Below are 19,068 nucleotides of genomic sequence, written 5' to 3'. Positions count from 1 at the left end.
TCATCTTCAATCATTCACCCATGCAAAATGCCAATTCCAAACAGGATCAATGGCCTGTGCTGACCTATAACGACTGGAAAGATACCTTAGCTACCGTACACCTGTGGACGCAGATCGTGGGAAAAATCCGACTCCGGAAAATGCCGTGGTTAAACCACTCGTGGCATGTAACACTGTATGTGAGTCCGGATGGACTCAGCACCGGGAGCGTGCCGTACCAACACGGCATATTCCAGATCGACTTTAACTTCATGCAGCACCAGCTGGTCATCATCACCAGTACCGGCAAAAAAGAAATAGTGGAACTGCGGCCCAGAACGGTGGCCGACTTTTACCATGCGTTATTTGAAAAACTAAAGGAACTGGATATTGATGTAACTATTTACACAGTGCCCAGTGAAATAGCAGAGGCGATTCCGTTCGAAAAAGATGAGGTTCACCAGTCGTACGACCGCCAAAAAATGGAGGACTTCTGGCAGGCCCTGGTGAAAATCCACAACATCTTCACCCGATTCAGGACACGTTTTACCGGCAAATGCAGCCCCGTCCACTTCTTCTGGGGCGCCTTTGACCTGGCAGTAACCCGGTTCTCCGGGAGGGATGCGCCGCCTCACCAGGGGGAAGCACCCAATATGCCGGCAGCGGTAATGCGGGAGGCCTACTCCAAAGAAGTGAGTTCCTGTGGATTCTGGCCTGGCAGTGAACAGTATCCGCATGCTGTTTTTTACGCTTACTGCTACCCGGTTCCCCCTGCTTTCAGCGAACAACCTGTTCAACCTGCCGGCGCTTTTTACAGCCAGGAGATGGGGGAATTTATGTTGCCTTATGAAGTAGTACAACAGGCAGCAGATCCGGAGGAGACGCTGCTCGCGTTCATGCAGTCGACCTATGAGGCAGCGGCCAACACGGGGCATTGGGACCGCGCAGCACTGGAATGCGATCTTTCCCGTTTGGAGGTTGCCTATGGGTGTTACAAATAGACTCCACTATTTTTTTGCAAAAATATTTGGTAAAAAGTTTTAGCTGCTTATCTTTGCAACCCCTGACACAATATCAGTTGCCCAGATGGCGAAATTGGTAGACGCACTGTGTTCAGGTCGCAGCGCCTGCAAGGGTGTGCTGGTTCGAATCCAGTTCTGGGCACGAAGGTGGACAAATCGAGATTACTCTTGGTTTGTCCATTTTTATTTTAGGAAGACCCGTGTCCAGCGCGTATATTAGCTTTACTGCTTCATTCAGTCGGGCGGTTCGATAATGGCTTCCATCAAAAATGAGTTTTAGAGGGAAATCGAACCACACTTCCTTTTACAATTGAATTATTCTCCTGTCGCATTAACTTCCAATTAACGCTTATAATTCTTTCGTTATCTAATTTTCAGGTTATTCATCTAACGTGAGAATCTGGCATTCCTCAATACTGGATTGCTAATAAATTAAGCACAATGGCAAAAGGAAGAAGCGTAACGTCAATCGAAGAGTCCTTATTCAACGAGCTCTCGCAGCTTATTGAGCAAAGTCAACGACAAGTATTTTCACATGCTAACAGTACTCTTACAATACTTTTCTGGCAGATTGGCCAGCGCATCAACAATGAAATCCTTAAAAATAAACGGGCGGCGTATGCCAAACAGATTGTGTCGACGCTGTCGACACAATTGAGGAGTCAATACGGGAGAAACTTTGAGACTTACAACCCTACTTTATTTGTATCAATGTCGATTTTCCTGAAGCGAAAAAATAAGAAGGAAAATAAAATTATCCTACCGCTTTATTCAGTGCAATGATCGCTGCTTTGAAGTGTTCCCTTGTAATCACGAACTGGAAATTAACCTTTCTCAATGCTACTCCAACGCTTAATATATTGATATCTGCATTGGCCAGTGCAGCAGTAGCTTTGGCTAACAATCCCGGCTGATCCATATTAGAACCCAGCAAACATACCATTGCAATAGGTTCCAAAGTCACATGTTCATATTTTTCCTTCAGTTCCTTCAGCAGCTGCTGTTTCAAATCACTTTCCCAAATAACGATACTAATGCTGTTGGCGCTGGTAGCCTTAAAAGTATAGCTGACACCGTAACGGGCAAATACCTGCATGATATCGAGATCGCTGCCTACGGCGCCTACCATTAGCGGATCATAGATGTCGATGAGCAATTGCTGGTCTGAGCCGGTGATGACTTCTACCCTCTTATGTTCAGAAATATAATTTTTAGTGATCAGCGTGCCCGGATGTTCAGGTTCAAAGGTGTTTTTGATCCGCAGGTTAATACGCGATATCTCCAGTGGCTTTGCAGCTTTAGGATGAATAGCTTCCATCCCGACATCGGCCAGTTGATCTGCAATATCGTAATTGGTATAGCCAACCGGTTTTACGTTTTCTATGCCTACCAATCCGGGATCCGCGGTTGACAGGTGGTACTCTTTGTGGATAATAGCTTCCTCAGGCCGGAGTAGTTCTGCTATTCTGCTGAAAGTTACCTCAGAATAACCGCGGTCAAATTCTCTCATGATCCCTTCTGTTCCTTTCACATACCCCGTTGCAATACACAGGCAGCTTTTAAGATCGAGACGCTCAAATTCTTCCCTGATGCGTTCATCAATGGTTAGTGAACGTCCATCCCCCAGGCCGCTCAGGTCCGCCAGCGCTACGTTAAGCCCTTTGTTCCGCAGGATATTTGTCAGCACAAAAGCCGAGTGACTTTCTCCTACGGAAGCCAGGATCTCACGAACAGCCAGCAGGATGCCTTCATTAAGGTACCCCGAGGCCAACATGGTGTTTGCGCTGTCGAGATATGTCAGCACCCGGTTAATAATGCCGTCCGTCACTTCGTTGGCTTCTGCTATGTTCAGCCCAAGCGGTTGGTAATAGGCATTCAACTCTTTAAGGTGAAGTCTTACAGATTCAAGTGCCTGATGGTAATCATTTCCAGTGGCGAATTGATGATAGGCTCCAGGCGCTTTTGTTTTTTTATTCTCCAGCAGCAGGTTTGTAACGCCAGAAAAAGCAGAAACAATAAAGACACGATTGTATAACCTATCGCCGGTACGGCCATAATAAATGATATTGTCGATTACATCTTTCAGGGCACTCATTGACGTGCCACCGATTTTTTCCACAGTTAACATGCTGCGAAGCTATATAATTTATTAATGGAATAAAAGCTATCAAAAACTTCATAAGGTATGCTATCCGGAGGAAATGGGTATTATTCCGGCAAAGGCGTATATGAAAAATCATCGTTGAAATGTTTAGGCATTCCCTACGTTCCTCACAACCAGAAATTTAGTACCTTAACAGATGTCAACGGTAATGCCACCGTAAACCGGCACGTTATGAAGCGATTGTCTCTGGTCTGTTTCCTGCTGATCTGTATATTCACCTGTGCACCAGCTGTTTTCGCGGGTGACACAGCGTCTTACTATACCCAACAACTTGATAACCGCAACGGTCTTTCCAACAGCGCAGTTAATTCCCTGTTCCTGGATTCCGATAAGCTGCTGTGGGCCGCCACCTGGGACGGGCTGAATATGTACGATGGCACCGCCTTTCATGTATTTAATTACAGCAAAGACAACCCCCTGCACAGCATCGGCAATAACGTGGTGCTGCAGGTAACGGAAGACGGCCAGCGGCGCATCTGGCTCAGCACCATCGAAGGGGTATCGCGATACGATAAACAAACCGGGAAATTTTATAATTACTTTTACGGCCGCCAACAACGCAGCCGCATCAGCGAGCAGGAATACCGGCTGATCGCCGATACCGCCGGACAGCTTTACTGCCTGAGCCGGCAGGAGGGACTTACCCGTTACAATGCCGCCACCGATTCTTTTGTGGTATGCCCGCTCCCGGCTGGTAATAACCGTATCAGCAAAGCAGTATTTGACAGCGCTAACCACCTGTGGGTACTCCGCGGCGATGGCAGCCTGGAGATATATGCCGACTGGCAGGCACAATGGCCTTTATTACAGCGCTATACCAATGTGCAGGCCTTGTTCTCCGTTAACGGCAGGATCTTTTTCACCACCGCCGCACACGAGCTGATGGCAGTATCGGGCGGTACCCACCAGGCACAACTGCAGGCGCTGCTTCCGCATGCCGTAAACGCCATGACTATCTACAACCAGCATTACCTGCTGGCATGGGTAACACAAGGCTTTGGAGAGTATGATGCGCAGTTCCGGCCCACGCACCTGCTGCCCGAAGCCACGCGGCAGCTGCAGGACATGAAAATCATATCCTGGGCCAGCGGCAGCAACGAACAGGTGTTATGGTGCGGAACAGATGGCAATGGCATCATCAAAATATACCCGCAAACAAAATACTTCGGCACCGTAAACAAAATTACCGGCGGGCGCCGCTTTTAATAAACCGATACGCGCCTTCTGTGCCAATGGCAACGATCTTTGGGTGGGCACCAAAGGCAGCGGCATCATCTGTTTGTCCAACTTCACCCGGCAACCCGCCGCTACGCACCAACAGCTATTTTCGGCAGAACTGGAAGATAATTCCGTTTTTGCGCTTTGCCGTGGCATGGATAGTATCATCTTTATTGGCACCGATGGCAAAGGTCTTGCTATTTATGACCAGCTGCATAAACGCTTCATCAACTGGCAACAGGTACGCGGCAGCAACAAATTACCCGTGTTTGGCTCTGTATATGCCATACTGCCGGATGCCGACAGCTCCCTATGGCTGGGCACCAGCGGGTACGGGCTGGTACATCTGCGTATTCAGCGGCAGGGTGGCGATATCGCCGTAACGGCATTCCAACAATATACTTTTAATGGCAGCAATAGTGGCCCTGCCAATGATATCATTTATTCACTGGCTCCCGGCCCTGCCAACTCGTTATGGATAGGCTGCCGCTACGGCGGACTTAACCTGTTCAATAAAAAGCTTCAACAATTCCAGGTATTTAAGGCCTTTAGTTACGAAGGCAGCTTATCACATAACGATGTGCTGGCACTTTACCGCGATACCAAACAGCGGTTATGGATAGGTACCAGCTATGGGTTGAACTATATTGCAGAAGCAGATATCAATAAACCGCGACCAGCATTTACCCGCTATAATACCGGCAACGGCCTGCCCAATAATACCATTCATGCCATTACGCAGGATAACGACAGCCTGATCTGGGTGAGCACCAATAAAGGGCTGGCGCGCATCAATCCCGCTACTGCGGAAATATCTCATTTCCAGGAGGCCGATGGATTGCAAAGCAACGAGTTTAGCGATGGGGCCGTTTGGAAAGATCCCGCAGGACGGCTTTACTTTGGTGGCGTATATGGCTTCAATTATTTCATACCGGCTAATATACAGGAACGCCGTGTATATCCTAACCTGCTGGTATCAGGATTACAACTGGCCGGCAAAACAAATGAAACCGGCCTGGAGGTACTGCAACCCGGGGAACATAATACCGCCGCCTATACGCTGGCAAGGCGGGATAACTTTTTTGAATTGCAGGGAAAAGCCGTCAGTTTTCTTCACGCAGAAAAATGTGAATACGCCTGGCTGTTGGAAGGCTACGATAAAACCTGGCAGTACACCGGTGGTAACGGCAGAATCGCTTACAGCAATGTACCTCCCGGCCGGTATGTGCTGAAAGTAAAATGGAGTAACGGGGAAGGCGTATGGACGCCGCCCAGCGTACTGTTCACCCTTACCATTCAACAATATTTCTGGCTTACGTGGCCTGCGTTCCTATTGTACCTGGTACTGTTGAGCAGCGCGGGTACTGCTTTCTGGCTGTACCGGAAAAATAAACTGGCCATGAAGCATCAGCTGGAAATGGAACACCTGCTGCGTAAAAAAGAAGAAGAAGTACACGAAGAACAACTTCGCTTTTTTACCAACATCGCCCACGAACTGCAAACACCGCTCACGCTGATCGTTGGTGCGGCAGAACGCAGCCGGGAACAACCCGGCGACACGTATCACCAGGCGCTTGTACATCAGCATGCCTCCAGGCTTACCTACCTGGTGCAACAGTTGCTCGAATTCCGCAGGGCCGAAGCCGGTTTTCTGAAAAACTATTATTCCGCGCTTAATATTTCCGCGCTCCTGGAAAATATTGCGGCCTTGTTTAAACCTATGTGCCAGCAAAAAGCCCTGCGTTTTGACATCCATATTGCACCGGCTATGATTGCAGCGATGGATAAAGATAAACTGGAAAAAATCCTGTTTAACCTGCTGAGCAATGCCTGTAAATATACCAACCGGGAAGAATCCATCCTGCTTCGCGCCCAACAAACGAACGACTGCCTGCACCTCTATGTGTATAATTCCGGTAGCCACATCTCCAACGAACAACTGGATAACTTGTTTATCCGTTTTTTCAGTACCGCTACTGCCACACATGGCACATTCGGAACGGGCATCGGGCTGGCTTTTACCCAGCAAATGGTACACCTGCTCAATGGCAGCATCCGTGCGGCAAATGAAAATAACGGCGTGGCCTTTTATGTACAGCTCCCGCTTTCAGAAACGGGCAACACTTACCTGCAGCAACAGGAGGCGCCTGCCAATCCTGTTCCCTCCTACCTGTTGCAATCCATTACTGCCGACCTGTTACCCCAGGCGGCGCCGGTGATTGATCCCAACAAACTGTCCCGCATCCGAAGCGTACAGGAGGTGGGTAAAAAAAGTATTTTGTTAGTGGAAGATGAATACGCCATCCGGCAGCTATTAAAAGACCTGCTTGCCGGTCAGTATATTATATATGAAGCCGGTAATGGGAATGAAGCACTGGAGCTGATCCGGCAAACCCTGCCCGACCTGATCATCAGCGATATCATGATGCCCGATATGAACGGCCTGGAACTCTGCGACAAAGTAAAGAATACCGCCAGTACCTGTCATATTCCTTTTATTATCCTGTCGGCCCGCAGCGCCATCGACCAGCAAACAGAAGGCTACGAAGCAGGTGCAGATGCCTATCTTCCCAAACCCTTCTACGCTGATCACTTACAGGTGAGAGTACGTAAGCTGCTGGAATACCGCCAACGCCTGCACGAAATCTTCCGGAGGGATCATCCATTCGGCCAACTGGAAGAAACCGATATGCCGGATACCGACAAACAGTTCCTGCAGGAACTGGTACAGATAATAGAAAACCGGATGGATGAAGAAGGATTAAATGCTGAAGCATTGGAAAAGCATTTGCTCCTCAGCAAAATGCAATTATACCGGAAGCTGAAAACACTTACCAATATGACACCGGCAGAATTTATCCGTTACATCCGGTTAAAACAAGCTGCCCAACTCCTGGTAAAAACCCGTTTTACCGTGGCCGAAATATTCTACAAAACAGGTTTTAACAACCAGTCTTATTTCTTCCGTGAGTTTAAAAAGATGTACCACTGCTCCCCCAATGAATATCGCGAACAACAAACCATGGTATAGTTTGGCGCACAAGACAAGTAAACATACAACCACTTGATTATCAATATATACCAATTATAAATTCTCCCAATTGTACAGTTATTTGTAACTATAGTACAGTCGCTTCCCGCTCCTTACACCTATCTTTAGCTCATCCAAATCAATCAAAAAAAATATTCCGGCGTATGAAAAAACAGGTGATGCACGGCCTGTAAATTCCATTCAAATCCAACGTTAAATACATTTCTCAAACCGGTTCTTCCAGGGGGACGGAACCATTAAATTCTTACGAATGAAAAACTGGACACAATTAATGTCAGCTATGATACTGCTGCTGCTTGGCGGGGCAACTTATGCCCAGGTGAAAGTAAGCGGTCGTGTTAGCGACGAGCAGGGTGGCGCCCTCCCCGGCGTCACCGTAGTACAGCCCAATACCAAAAACGGCGCTGTTTCAGGGGTGGATGGCAGCTATACCATTACCATCAGCGGCGGCGGTCCTGCTACGCTGCAATTTTCCTTTATGGGATTTTTGACCAAAACAATCCCGTACTCCGGCAGCGGCGCCCTCGATGTAACCCTGCAAAAAGATGAAGTGGCCTTGAAAGATGTGGTGGTAATCGGTTATGGTACGCAACGGCGAAGCCAGGTGACCGGCGCCATCTCCTCCATAGATGGAAAAAGCCTTGCTAAAACGCAGGCGGTCGATCTCAGCACTGCGTTGCAGGGACAGGCCTCCGGTGTTTCCGTTACCTCGCCTACCGGCGCACCCGGTACCGAAGCCGTCGTACGCATCAGGGGTATTGGCTCCCTCAGCCAGAGCAGCAACCCGCTTTATATTATTGACGGAGTGCCTATGAACAGCGGGCTGAACACCATTTCACCCAACGACATTGCCTCCATTGAAGTGCTGAAAGATGCGGCAGCGGCAGCCATTTATGGTTCGCGCGCAGCCAATGGCGTAATACTCGTAACCACCAAAACAGGACAAGCCGGTAAAAACGAAATTAATCTCGACATCGCCTATGGCATTGCCAATGCCAGCGGGTTACCCGATATGCTGAGTACCAGCCAGTTTATAGAATTACAAAACGAGGCTTTTGCCAACGACGGCTCTTCCACGCGCAACCAGGACGATGCCGCCAAATTGCCCAATACCAACTGGCTGAACGCCATTTTCCGGCAGGCGCTCACCCAGCGTTATAACCTGGCTTTCTCCGGCGGCTCGGATAAAACCCGCTATTACCTGGCCGGCAACGTAGTAAACCAGGATGGTACGATTGTAAACTCCAATTTCAAACGGTACGGGCTCCGCTCCAATGTAAGCAGCGAAGTAAAAAGCTGGCTGCGGGTAGGTGAAAACCTGAACCTTACCTACGACCGTACCCAGGAAATAGGCGCTTCCGGCGATGGCGCACGGCCAGGCAGCTTACCAGGCGTGGTACGCTATGCGCTTATCAGGCCCAATGCGCTTCCGCTCTATGATGATAAGACCGGTTTTTATACCGACCTGCCGCCGGCGGATCTCTATAAAAATCCTTTGCTCTATGGTGATGGAAAAAATCCACTGGCCATTGCTGATTACCGTACCCGCACCATGAGCAAATACCGCCTGTTGGGTAACGTGTTTGCAGAAGCCCGCTTTCTGAATGATTTTAAACTCCGCAGTGATCTGGGTACCGATTTTTATGTGGCGGAACAACAGCAGTACAGCGGGCAAATACCCGGCGACCGTACGCTGATGCAGGATAAAGACAAAGGGCTCGATAAATTCCGTAACCGCTATACTACGTATAACTGGACCAATGTACTCAGCTACAATCACCTGTTCAATGAAAAACACAATGTGGGCGTAACACTGGGTTCCGAATATATTTCTTCCAAGGTAGACTACCTCGCAGCATCCCGTAATGGCTACGATAACCGCGCCGATGCTTCCGCCAGCCTGCGTTACCTGGACTACGGTTCCGGTCAGCAATTTAACAGCGGCAACCTGGAAGAATGGGCGCTGATGTCTTACTTCGGCAGGGTTACCTACGCATATGATAACAAATACATGCTGAATGTAAACATGCGGACGGATGCTTCCTCCCGGTTTGGCGCCGACAACCGCTGGGGCTATTTCCCCTCTTTCTCTGCCGGCTGGAACATTGCCCATGAAAATTTCATGAAAGATGTGACCTGGCTGAATGACCTCAAAATCCGCGGAGGATGGGGACAGCTGGGCAACCAGGATATCGGCCTTTATCCATTTGCCACCATTTACTCCACCAGCAATAATATTTTACAGGTAATCAGCCGTGGTAACCCCGATGTGAAATGGGAAACCACTACCCAATCCAACATCGGTGTGGACGCAGGTTTCCTGAAAGGCGCACTGACCCTCAGCGTGGATTATTTCAACAAACAATCTTCAGATATTCTCATACAGCTGCCCTCTTCCTACACCAACGGCGATGCCACACCACCATATGTAAACGGCGCTAAAATGAGTAACAAAGGACTGGAAATTACCGCCGTCTATAAACAATCCCTGCAGAAAGACCTCTCTCTTAATATAGCCGCCAACGTTACTACCCTGCGCAACAAGGTAGTGTCGTTATACAAAGGCCGTGAACAGATATTTTCCGCCGGCTCCGGTCGCGTAATCCTGAGGGAAGGCCAGCCTATCAGCTCTTTCTATGGTTACAAAACAAATGGTTTATTCCAGAACGACCAGGACGTAGCGCAGTATACAAACAGCAAAGGCGAACTGTATCAGCCCAATGCCAAACCCGGTGATATCCGTTTTGTTGATTACAATAACGACGGAAAAATTGATGATGCAGACCGTACTATTATCGGCAATCCTAATCCCAAGCTGCTGTACAGCCTGAATGCCGGTATCAATTACAAACAGTTTGACCTCACCCTGTTCTTTAACGGGGTACAGGGCAACCAGATCTATAATGAAGTAGATAACATCATCAACAGTTTCGACGGACGGGGATTTAATAACAAGGAAGATTTCTACAATGAGCGCTGGCATGGAGAAGGCACCAGCAACAAAACACCCAGGGCCACCTTCCTTGACCCTAACAACAACCGCCGCACCTCCGACCGCTATGTGGAAAATGGCAGCTACCTGCGGCTTAAAAACGCGATGCTGGGTTATACCTTGTCGCCTTCCCTGCTGCAACGCATCGGTTTTACCAATGCACGCATCTATGTAAGCGCCCAAAACCTGTTTACCATTACCAAGTATGGCGGCATGGATCCGGAGTTGTATACCAACGAGAACCTCGCCAATTATGCTGATATGGCGGTGGGTATTGACATGGGTACTTATCCGCCTTCCCGCACCTACACTTTTGGTTTGCAATTCGGTTTCTAGGAATGCCATTTTATTAAAATCAACACACCATGAAAAAATTAGTTGTTATTATATCAATTGCTGTTAGCATAATGAGCTGCACCAAGCAGCTGGAAAAGTTCCCGCAGGGAAAGCTCACAGGAGGCAATGTTTTTACAGAAGCCAATGATTTTGTGATGGCTACTGATGCTGCATATCTGCCCATTACCAACCGTTTCCGCGGTGACTGGGGCTGGGATGATGGTAGCAGCATACCGCGCGATTGGGTAATAGGCGATCTGATGAGCGATGATGCGGTGAAAGGCGGCGGTAGTTTGGGCGACCAGGAAGACATGCGGCGGATGCAGACCTTTGGCATCTTCCCGGAAAATAATAATGTGCTGGGCATCTGGCGTTTTAACTATAAAGGGGTGGACGCCTGTAACACGCTGCTGGCGCAGGACGGCGCCGGCGTTCCCGGCCTGGATCCGGCATTGCTGAAACGGATGAAAGGCGAAGCATATTTTTTGCGCGCTTTTTATTACTTCCGGCTGGTGATCAACTTTGGCGATATCCCTTTGCTGGTGCCTGAAAAAAATATGACCGATAATACCGTGCGTACACCCGTGGCACAGGTGTATGAACAGATAGAAAGTGATCTGGCACAAGCCTTCAGTATGTTACCCGCCACCTATGATGCTGATAACTACCAACGGGCTACTACCGGCGCCGCGCACGCCCTGCTGGCCAAAACTTACCTGTACCGGCAGCGCTGGCAGGATTGCTTAAACCAGATTGCGGAAGTGGAAAAAGGTAATTACCAGTTGCTGGATCATTATGAAGATAATTTTAACGGTGTTGGAGAAAAGGCAGGTGAGATCATCTTTGCTGCCCGTCATGATGCAGGCAAAACACCTTCCCAGGGATCTGTACTAAATGCTGTATTCGCACCACAGGGCAAAGGCTGGGGCTTTGAAATTCCTACCAAAGACCTTGTAAATGCTTTTGAAACCGGTGATCCCCGCAGGGCGGCCACCCTTTTCCAGGCAGGCGATAAATACCTCGATGGCAGCAACTACGATCCGGCCTGGTCGCCGGTAACCGGTTTCAATGTGCGCAAGTTTATGAGCAATGTAAACCCCATCGATGATGGCGGAGTAGACTTTGCGTATATCCGTTTGGGTGATGTAATACTGTGGAAAGCCGAATGTCATGCTAACCTCGGTGCATTCACCGATGCACGCGCCGACCTGGAAAGAATAAGGGCGCGGGCACGCAAGTATGCAGCCAACCCGGCTACTGCCCTGCCGCCTGTTACCGCCAATGATAAAACAGCGCTCCTTACCGCCATCCAACATGAAAGACGCGTGGAACTTGCCATGGAAGGCCATCGTTATTATGACCTGGTGAGATGGAACCTGGCACAGACCATACTGGCCAAAGCCCCGGATGCCGATCCCCTGAAAGGATACAAGGACTACGGCAATGGCTGGCAATCTTTTAATAAGCTGTTGCCTATCCCGCAAAGAGAAGCAGACCTGCTGAAACTTAATCAAAACACCGGCTACTAATATGAACCAGGTTACCGCTAACCGCTTTATCGAAAATCCATTGCTGAAACCGTCGGATGTACGGCCCAGCAGGCCAGGTCTGGAAGTAGCCTGTTTGCTGAACCCGGGCGTTTTTGAGTACGATAATAAAATATGGCTGATCATCCGCGTAGCAGAAAGGCCGCAACAACAGCATGATATCATTTCATTCCCTGTACTGCTCAATGGCGGAATAGAAATCAGGGAAATCTTTAAAAATGATCCGCACCTGGATGCTACCGACCCGCGGATACTGCGTTATAAAGGCGACGACTACCTCACCACGCTTTCCCATTTGCGGCTGTTTTGCAGCGAAGACGGCATTCACTTCCACGAGCCTGAAGGCTATCCACAGCTGCATGGAGAAGGACCGCTGGAAGCATTTGGTGTGGAAGACTGCAGGGTAACAAAAATAGAAGACACCTATTATCTCACCTTCACCGCGGTATCATCAAATGGTGTGGGAGTAGGCATGCGCACTACCCGCGATTGGAAAACATTTTCAGATCAATGCATGATCATACCTCCGCATAATAAGGACTGTGCATTATTTGATGAAAAAATAAACGGCAGGTACTATGCCCTGCACCGGCCCAGCAGCGTGGACCTTGGCGGCAACTACATCTGGCTGGCACAATCGCCGGATGGGGTGCATTGGGGAAAGCACCAATGCTTAATAAGGACCCGCCCGGGTTACTGGGACAGTGCAAGGGTAGGCGCCGGTGCGTCTCCCATTAAAACAACAGACGGATGGCTGGAAATTTATCACGGCGCCAATGAAAAGCACCAGTACGGGCTGGGCGCCGTTTTGCTGGACCTTAACGATCCATCCAAAGTGCTGGCACGCAGCGATGATCCTATTATGATACCCGAAGCCCCTTACGAGCTTACCGGCTTTTTCGGGCAGGTGGTTTTTACAAACGGGCATATTGTGAAAGGCAATGAAGTCACCATCTATTACGGCGCTGCCGACGAAGTAGTATGCGCTGCAAGGTTTTCTATCGGGGAAATACTTTCATCCTTAAAAAGATAACAACTTATGCTCAAAAACCTTTCTGCAGAAATAAAACATTTCAACCAGCAGCCGCAAAACTTCCGTATACTGGTGCTCACCAATATGATTTATGCACTCGTACTGCCGGTGATCGACATATTTGTGGCGGCTTATGTGATGCGTAACTCTAACGACCCTACGAAAGTGGTGATCTATCAGCTCACCATTTACACCGGTATCCCACTTACTTTCTTATTAAATGGTTTTTTGCTGAGCCGTTTCAACATTAAAACATTGTATTCGGCCGGTATGCTGCTGAGCGGCGTATCCATGATCGTGATGATGTCGCTCAAAACGCTGGACCTCACCGGCATTGGGATAGCGGGTATTATTATGGGCATGTCGTTTGGCTTCTATTGGGCCAACCGTGACTACCTGGCGTTATCCATCACCAATGATCAAAACCGCAATTATTACTATGGTCTTGAAACGTTCTTTTATACTATCATCGCCGTAGTAGTGCCTATCTGTATCGGCTGGTTTATAGAGTCCGGCGGTGAAATCAATGTCAACAATGCCTACCGCATTATTACCGGGCTGGTATTTATCATCACCATCCTTGCTTCGGTAGTATGCTTCAGGGGGCAGTTCCACAACCCGGATGAAAAAACGTTCCTGTACCTGCGCTTCCACCCTTACTGGCGCAAATTGCTGATGCTGGCATCTTTGAAGGGGTTAGCACAGGGTTACCTGGTAACGGCGCCCGCTATGCTGATCATGTTACTGCTGGGAAAAGAAGGGGCATTAGGCACCGCCCAATCGGTGGGTGCCATCATTGCCGCGGTGCTGATGTATATTATTGGCAGGGCGGCGAAACCGGAACACCGGATCACCATTTTTTCAGGAGGACTCATATGTTTTGCGCTGGCGGCTATTTTCAACGGCGCCTTTTATAACGCCACGGGCGTGGTAATCTTCATGCTATTCCTTTTGCTGGCAAAACCGCTGCTCGACATGGCCTATTTTCCTATTCAATTCAACGTGATTGATATTCTTTCCAAAAAAGAAAAACGTAACGTATACGCCTATATCCTCAATCATGAAGTGGGCCTGTATGCCGGGCGCTTCCTGGGCGCCGGTACCTTTATTTTCCTGGCTTACTACTTCTCCACCGAAGTGGCGCTGCGGTATGCCATCATTATCATTGCCATACTGCAACTACTTTCCATTGCGGTAGGCAAAAGTATTATCAAAGAAGGAAAAGCGCTGATCAAAGAAACTACTGAAAAAACCACTGTAGTGGTATAAATTTTATAAGCATGGTAAAATTAACAACAACGGGGTTCGTACTCTGCCTGCTATGGATGGCCTGTAAAACAACTACGCCGTCGCCGGTGGTGCAGCAACACCTGCCCCGCCTGGACTCCATGGCCGATATGCCGCAGCCCCTACAGATCATAGACTGGTATGCCCTGGCCCGGCAGTTCGACAGCACCGCTTACAACTTTAACACCACGGATCCCCATTGGCCACTGGTGTGGTGGGATAGCAGCCGGCACAATTTTGATCAGCCGGTAGTAGGGCTTTATACCGCGATGGACGATCAGCGCCAGGGGCCCCTGCATCACAAGGGAATATTCCATGAAGCGCTTGCTACCATGGGCGCCACGCTGGGCGCTACATTGGTGGGTATTGACAAAAGCCGGCAACAGGGTATTAACTATGTGGCCATGCTGAAAAATTATTTCAACCGCGAAACAGGCTGGGATATTATGATGAATAACACCTGCCCGGAAGTAGCCCTGCTCGGCGGTGGTTATGGGCGCGATTGGTGGTATGATGTATATCCGAACGTTCTTTTTTATGGCATCTATGATCATTATCCCAACATGCCGGGATTTGATACGCTGGCGCATCGTATTGCGGAAAAATTCTGCGCAGCTGATTCGGTGCTGAACGGCAACTATGATCACTCGTTTTTCGACTATGCACAAATGCAGCCAAAAGATAACCAGATCTGTAAACAACAGGACGCCGCTGCCGGTCATGCTTATGTATTATATGCCGCCTACAAAAAGTTTGGCGATCCGCGCTACCTGCAGCATGCCATAAAGGCCCTGCAAACGCTGGAGCAGCAGCCACATAATACCAACTATGAAGTGCTGATGCCTTTTGGCGCTTATATGGCAGCAAGACTAAATGCAGAACAGGGCCAACACTTCAATGTGCAAAAATTTATGGAATGGACATTTAACGGCGACCCTCAATGCCGCCAGGGATGGGGCGTGCTGGCAGGTAACTGGAATGGCATTGACATATCAGGTATTGTAGGCAGCACAACAGACAGGGGCGGTTACGGCTTTCTCATGAATACTTTTGATGCCGCGTGGCCACTCGTAGCCATGGTACGCTATGATCCTTCCTATGCCGCTGCCGTAGGCAAATGGATGCTGAATGCCAGCAACGCCGCCCGCTTCTTCTACACCCAGTACATGCCCGATGACCATGAAACCATCCCGGAAAAAGCTTCTATCACAAAAGGCGTGATTGGCTATGAAGGCATTATCCATACTTCCTCTTATCCTGAATATGCACACCTTAAAGCGCCGGTAGCACAGGGCGATGGCCCGCAATGGGCCAAAGGAAATCCCGATGTATCGCAATTCAGCGTATATGGCAGCGGGCATGCAGGGATCTTCGGCAGTATTATCCGCACCACCACGGTACCTGGTATATTACAACTGAATTTGCTGGCCACAGATTTTTTCAGAGAGAAAGCTTACCCGTCCTATCTCTACTATAATCCCTACATGGAAGAAAAAACAGTCACCGTAAATGTAGGTGATCAGCCAGTGGATATTTATAATACGATTACCCGGCAGTTTATTGCCCGCAAAGTGAAACAGGCTTACAACCTGGTGATACCGGGGCTTAGCCCTGCAGTATTGGTGTTTACACCACCCGGCGGAAAAGTAAGTAAAGAGGGAAACCGGTTGCTGATAAACGAAGTAACGGTCAGCTTTTAGTTTAAATACACTGGCCAAACGGTTTAAACACTGTCTGGCCAGTTTTCTTCCAATAACCTGCTATTTTTCACTATAGCTTTGCGCCCAGCTGTTCATATAATCTTCGAGCACATTCAACGGCATATCTCCATATCCGAGCAGGGCATCATGGAAATCCTTCAGGCTGAATTTACTGCCCAGCTTTGCGGCAAATCTATTTCTTAGTGCTTTGATCTTTAGTTCCCCGGTCTTGTAAGACAGTGCCTGTCCCGGCATAGCCATATAGCGTTCCACTTCGGCGGTGGCAACCGGTTCACTGATAGATTCATGCTGCATCATATAGGCGATAGCTTCCTTGCGGGTCATTTTACCGGTATGAATAGCCACATCTGTTACCAGCCTCACGGCCCGGTGAATCTCCATATTCAATGCGCCCATCTTCTGGTAAGGATCTGTGTAGCAACCCAATTGTTCTCCGAGTGATTCACAGTATAATGCCCATCCCTCAAAGTAGGCATAGAAAGCCGGTTGCCTGCGGAATGCCGGTATATCATTATTTTCCTGCTGGGATGATATCTGAAAATGATGACCGGGTACTGCTTCATGGATAAAGGTGGCTTCCATGCCCTGGAAGGTAACATTGATTTTTGTAGCATCGGGAACCGGCACATAAAAAACGGCTGGTATATTTTCCTGCAGGTTGCCCTTGATATAAAAGGGGCCGCCCTGTGAGGCTTCGCGGTAAGCTTCTACTCTTTTGATCACAAAAGGAGTTTTAGGCTGATGACCAAACAATGCAGTCAACCTTGGCTGCACTTTTTCATTGATATGACGGTATGCATCCAGTACCTGTTCCGGTGTTTTGAAAGGCATGAAGCGCGCATCCGTTCTCAGGTAATGAAAAAAATCAGCTAAAGAACCTTTAAATCCCACCTTTGTTTTTATGACTTCCATTTCCCCGGTAATACGCGCTACTTCTTCCAATCCGGTCTGGTACACCTTTTCCGGGGTAAGACCTGGAGAGGTGGTATACATGCGCAGATAATACTGGTATATCCTGTTTCCGCCCGGAAGGGAAGACAAGCCTGCATGATCCTGCGCGGCGGGTAGATAGGTGTGTTTCAGGTAGGTGGCCAGTTTCCGGTAAGCGGGGATCATGCTGGCGGTAATCACCTGGTGATATAATGTGGTGATCCGTTGTTGTTCCGTTGCTGTAAATGAAGCCGGAAACTGCGACAGGGGTTTATAAAAAATACTTTTAGCGGTATCAGTTTTCGCCAGTTCTTCCATCTGCGGGATCATTTTTACTACAAGCGCTTTAGGGAGTACGATACCTGCGCGGATGCCTTTATTAAAGTTTGCGATGGCGGTGTCTGTCCAGGCCATGAACGCCGTCATGCGTTTTGACCAGTTCTCATAATCCTTTACCGTGTTAAAAGGTTGTGCGCCGCCTCCCGATCCGAATTGTGCCAGTTCCAGTGGTGTAGATATAAACTGGTTCATCGGCATATATTCCAGGTGCAGCTGCAATGATTCCTGGCCGGTGTTGAGGATATATTTCAGGATGTCATAGGAGATCCTGTCCGGGGTACTTAATGCGGTGCGGTTAACCTGTTTCAATGCCTCGAGGTATTTCCCGTAGAACTTTCCGGCAACAGCCACCTGTGGACCGGCGCCATACTCCGGCAGTAGGGCGTCGTACCGATGGTCACCTGCTGATGTGGCTTCTGTGGGGAACAGTTGCTGGCGTTCATTGTAGTAGTTATCAAATAGCTGGTGCAGCTTTTCATTGCGCTGTTGGGCGCCGGCGACAGAAACATTTAGTATGCTCACTATTACCAGGAGGAACCACCTTACTTTTCTTTTTTCAGACATGACTGCTTTGTTTACCGGGCAAAGCTAGTAAGCACGGGTAGTAAAAAATTGTATAAAATTAGCCTTTTGTCAGATGCTCCTGTATTGCTTGGGAAGCAAACCCGTTACGTGCCAGAAAGTTTTGGTAAAATGCGCCTGGTCTGTAAAACCACACTCATAGGCGATTTCCGTAAGCGAATAATTGCCTTGTTTTATTAAAGGAAATGCCCGTTCTATTTTAATGCGCCGCAGGTATTCCCCTGCTGAGCAGCCGAAATACCTGGGGAAATATTTTGAAATGGTAACCGGATGAAGTTCCAGGTGGGTTGCCAGCAGGGAAAGCGACAGTGGCTGATTCCAATAATCATTCATGACTGTTTTTATCTTCTTTGTCCATTCCGGAAAATATGCCTCCCCTTCTTTACCGGGATGCACCAGGTTAATGCATAGCTGGTCTATCGCCATCGGCGAGTCTGCATCATCCAGGTAATGTTCTTTCATAATCCTGATAAGCCCGGTGGTATTAAGCTGGTTGCTATCTTCAAACATCAGGGACGCTGCTGGAAGTGATAATCCGAAGGTGTTGAAAAATGCGGCATCCAGTTCAAGATTAAATATGCGTGTGCCGGGGCGGTAGTCAACATTCTGGTGTACTATGCCCGGATAATAATACAGTCCCTTACCGGCGTACTGTATATCGGAATTACCGTTCCGGATCTCTTTGCTTCCACCTGCCAGTATATGAGAAAAATGCGGATTGGCGTGATAGTGATATGCGGAACTCATATCAGGCACAAAAGCGGTTTCACTGGTAATAATAGCACCGAATGTCCGTTCCTTTATTTTTGCGCCAACGTACATCCCTTTTTCATACTGAACCGGCTTATGCATAATTACATTATTTT

At 48.6% G+C, this 19,068-nt stretch carries 12 protein-coding genes and 1 tRNA gene; 10 read left to right on the top strand and 3 right to left on the bottom strand.

Annotated features, from left to right (window positions below; all coding sequences use genetic code 11):
• Positions 1-20 precede the first annotated feature (20 nt).
• The 3 genes from QFZ51_RS11475 to QFZ51_RS11465 all read left to right on the top strand — a co-directional run bounded on the left by QFZ51_RS11475 (position 21) and on the right by QFZ51_RS11465 (position 1,784).
• Complete coding sequence (locus QFZ51_RS11475) at positions 21-980, top strand: DUF5996 family protein (protein WP_429045923.1); 960 nt, start codon at positions 21-23, stop codon at positions 978-980.
• Between the two features lie 79 nt (positions 981-1,059).
• A tRNA-Leu gene (locus QFZ51_RS11470) sits at positions 1,060-1,143 on the top strand.
• 299 nt (positions 1,144-1,442) lie between these two features.
• A complete protein-coding gene (locus tag QFZ51_RS11465) occupies positions 1,443-1,784 on the top strand; it encodes a DUF1016 N-terminal domain-containing protein (RefSeq protein WP_429045921.1) in 342 nt (113 codons plus the stop codon).
• Here QFZ51_RS11465 and QFZ51_RS11460 read toward each other — a convergent pair.
• Positions 1,756-3,129, bottom strand: a complete 1,374-nt coding sequence (locus tag QFZ51_RS11460) for an aspartate kinase (RefSeq protein ID WP_429045920.1) — start codon at positions 3,127-3,129, stop codon at positions 1,756-1,758. The two genes, QFZ51_RS11465 and QFZ51_RS11460, sit on opposite strands and share 29 nt — an antisense overlap.
• Before the next feature lie 207 nt (positions 3,130-3,336).
• Here QFZ51_RS11460 and QFZ51_RS11455 point away from each other — a divergent pair, with 207 nt between their 5' ends.
• The 7 genes from QFZ51_RS11455 (at position 3,337) to QFZ51_RS11425 (ending at position 16,330) form a co-directional block, all read left to right on the top strand.
• Positions 3,337-4,371, top strand: a complete 1,035-nt coding sequence (locus tag QFZ51_RS11455) for a ligand-binding sensor domain-containing protein (RefSeq protein WP_429045918.1) — start codon at positions 3,337-3,339, stop codon at positions 4,369-4,371.
• A gap of 43 nt (positions 4,372-4,414) precedes the next feature.
• A complete protein-coding gene (locus QFZ51_RS11450) occupies positions 4,415-7,414 on the top strand; it encodes a response regulator (protein WP_429045916.1) in 3,000 nt (999 codons plus the stop codon).
• A gap of 271 nt (positions 7,415-7,685) precedes the next feature.
• Entirely contained in the window at positions 7,686-10,763 is a 3,078-nt protein-coding gene (locus tag QFZ51_RS11445) for a SusC/RagA family TonB-linked outer membrane protein (protein ID WP_429045914.1), read from the top strand.
• 29 nt (positions 10,764-10,792) lie between these two features.
• A complete protein-coding gene (locus QFZ51_RS11440; RefSeq protein WP_429045913.1) occupies positions 10,793-12,292 on the top strand; it encodes a RagB/SusD family nutrient uptake outer membrane protein in 1,500 nt (499 codons plus the stop codon).
• Between the two features lies 1 nt (position 12,293).
• Entirely contained in the window at positions 12,294-13,343 is a 1,050-nt protein-coding gene (locus tag QFZ51_RS11435; RefSeq protein WP_429045911.1) for a glycoside hydrolase family 130 protein, read from the top strand.
• Between the two features lie 6 nt (positions 13,344-13,349).
• A complete protein-coding gene (locus tag QFZ51_RS11430; RefSeq protein WP_429045910.1) occupies positions 13,350-14,612 on the top strand; it encodes an MFS transporter in 1,263 nt (420 codons plus the stop codon).
• An 11-nt stretch (positions 14,613-14,623) separates the two neighbouring features.
• Positions 14,624-16,330, top strand: a complete 1,707-nt coding sequence (locus QFZ51_RS11425) for a hypothetical protein (protein WP_429045908.1) — start codon at positions 14,624-14,626, stop codon at positions 16,328-16,330.
• Positions 16,331-16,390: 60 nt separating this feature from the next.
• On the opposite strand, the gene QFZ51_RS11420 is transcribed toward QFZ51_RS11425, so the two are convergent.
• Both QFZ51_RS11420 and QFZ51_RS11415 read right to left on the bottom strand, forming a co-directional pair.
• Entirely contained in the window at positions 16,391-18,184 is a 1,794-nt protein-coding gene (locus QFZ51_RS11420) for a DUF885 domain-containing protein (RefSeq protein WP_429045907.1), read from the bottom strand.
• 69 nt (positions 18,185-18,253) lie between these two features.
• The gene (locus QFZ51_RS11415) at positions 18,254-19,054 is read right to left on the bottom strand and encodes a helix-turn-helix domain-containing protein (RefSeq protein ID WP_429045905.1); all 801 of its coding nucleotides are present in this window, start codon (positions 19,052-19,054) and stop codon (positions 18,254-18,256) included.
• Positions 19,055-19,068: the final 14 nt, after the last annotated feature.

This window comes from Chitinophaga sp. W3I9 (genome assembly GCF_050434025.1).
Classification (GTDB): domain Bacteria; phylum Bacteroidota; class Bacteroidia; order Chitinophagales; family Chitinophagaceae; genus Chitinophaga.
This window is presented reverse-complemented; position numbering and strand designations above follow the sequence as displayed.